A 1717-nucleotide genomic window follows, 5' to 3' on the forward strand; every position below is an offset into this window, starting at 1 on the left:
GAGGCGAGGTGCCACGACGTGGCGACGGGCGTGGCGCCGCGCCGCGTCTCCGTCAGCACTTCGGTGCAGGCCAGCAGGCCCAGCTTGATGCCGACCCCGGCGAAGCCGATGCCCTGGCCGCGCGTCTTGGTGGTCGCCGCGATGTCGTGGAAGCGGATCAGCTCGCTCCGCTTCATCCCGGTGCCGTCGTCGGTGACGGTGAGCGTCGCGGCGGCGGGATCGGCTGTCACCGCGATGACGGCGGCGCCGGAATCGAGCGAGTTGGCGACTATCTCCGTGAGGATGGTCTCCTCCAGGCCGCCGGGGTAGGCGTCGCGGAGGTCCTCGAGCAGGTGAAGTATGTCGACACGGGTCTCGCCCATGCCGCGATTCTACCCCTTCCGGCGGCGCAGGGCGAGGGTGGGGGTCTGCAATGATTTGCCTATGCACTTCGCCGAGCATACGTTAGAGTTGTCGCCGACTTCAGCCTGGGTGTCGTTCATGCCGGTGACGGCCAAGCCGTCAAAGCGCTTCTACGACGCCCTCGGCGAGGACGTCGCCAACGAATTGGTGGAGTGGTTCAATTCGGTGGACGCTACCTACAAGGCCGATCTTCGCGACCTGATCGAGGTCCAGGCGCAGCGGTTCGACGCCAGGCTCGAGCAGCGCATCGGTGTGCTCGACGCCAAGCTCGACCAGCGCATCGGTGTGCTCGACGCCAGGCTCGATCAGCGTATCCACGTGCTCGACGCCAAGCTCGAGCAGCGCAACGCGCAGCTTGGTGCGGAAATGCGGGCCGAGATGAGTCAGGTGGTGCGGCGCATCGACAGCCTCGAGACCAAGCTCGAAGCGCAGGGGGCCCGCTCGGAGGGGAAGTTGGAGCAGCGTCTGGCAGAGCAGAAAGCCGAGCTGCTGAAGTGGTTGTTCCTCTTCTGGGTCGGAACCTCCGGGCTCAGTCTGTTCGGCATTCTGTCCCGGTAGGAGCAGCTCGCCCGCGCCGAAGCAAGGGCGCGGGCAGTCAGCATGCCGTCGCGCTATTCCCGGCCGGTCACACGTCCAGATTCTTCACAAACCTCGCATGCTCCTCAATAAACTTACGGCGGGGCTCGACTTCATCCCCCATCAGCGTCTCAAATAGCTGATGCGCCGCGAACGCATCCTCCATCTCCACCTTGAGGATCGTCCGCGTGGACGGATCCATCGTCGTCTTCCACAACTGGTCCGGATTCATCTCCCCCAGGCCCTTGTACCGCTGGATCCCCACTGACCCGCGCCCCGAGTCGCCGTTGGAGAGCCGCTTCACGTACTCGTCCCGCTCCGGCTCGTCGTAGGCGTAATACTCCTCCTTGCCCTTGGCCACGCGGAACAGCGGCGGCTGCGCGATGTAGACGTATCCCGCGTCGATCAACTGCTTCATCTCCTTGTAGAAGAACGTCAGCAGCAGCGTCCGGATGTGCGCGCCGTCCACGTCGGCATCCGTCATGATGATGATCTTGTGGTACCGGGCCTCACCCAGATTGAATTCCTCACCCACGCTGGTGCCCATCGCCGTGATGATCGTCCGGATCTCCTCGTTGCTGAGGATCTTGTCGATCCGCGCCTTCTGGACGTTCAATATCTTGCCGCGCAACGGGAGAATGGCCTGGAACGCCCGGTCCCGCCCCTGCTTCGCCGAGCCGCCGGCGCTGTCGCCCTCGACCAGGTAGATCTCGCACAGCGCGGGGTCGCTTAGAGAGCA

General features: G+C 64.6%; 3 protein-coding genes. 1 reads left to right on the top strand and 2 read right to left on the bottom strand.

Annotated features, from left to right (window positions below; all coding sequences use genetic code 11):
• A partial coding sequence (locus Q8Q85_12980) for an ATP-binding protein (GenBank protein MDP3775169.1) occupies window positions 1-362 on the bottom strand: 362 nt, incomplete at its 3' end.
• A 61-nt stretch (window positions 363-423) separates the two neighbouring features.
• Between Q8Q85_12980 and Q8Q85_12985 the strand changes: the two genes are divergently transcribed.
• Window positions 424-960, top strand: coding sequence for a hypothetical protein (locus tag Q8Q85_12985; GenBank protein ID MDP3775170.1), 537 nt, complete (start codon window positions 424-426; stop codon window positions 958-960).
• Window positions 961-1027: 67 nt separating this feature from the next.
• Here the strand turns inward: Q8Q85_12985 and Q8Q85_12990 are convergent.
• The coding region (locus Q8Q85_12990; GenBank protein MDP3775171.1) for a toprim domain-containing protein at window positions 1028-1717 on the bottom strand (690 nt) is incomplete at its 5' end.

The organism is Gemmatimonadales bacterium (assembly GCA_030697825.1).
In the GTDB taxonomy this organism is placed as follows: domain Bacteria; phylum Gemmatimonadota; class Gemmatimonadetes; order Gemmatimonadales; family JACORV01; genus JACORV01.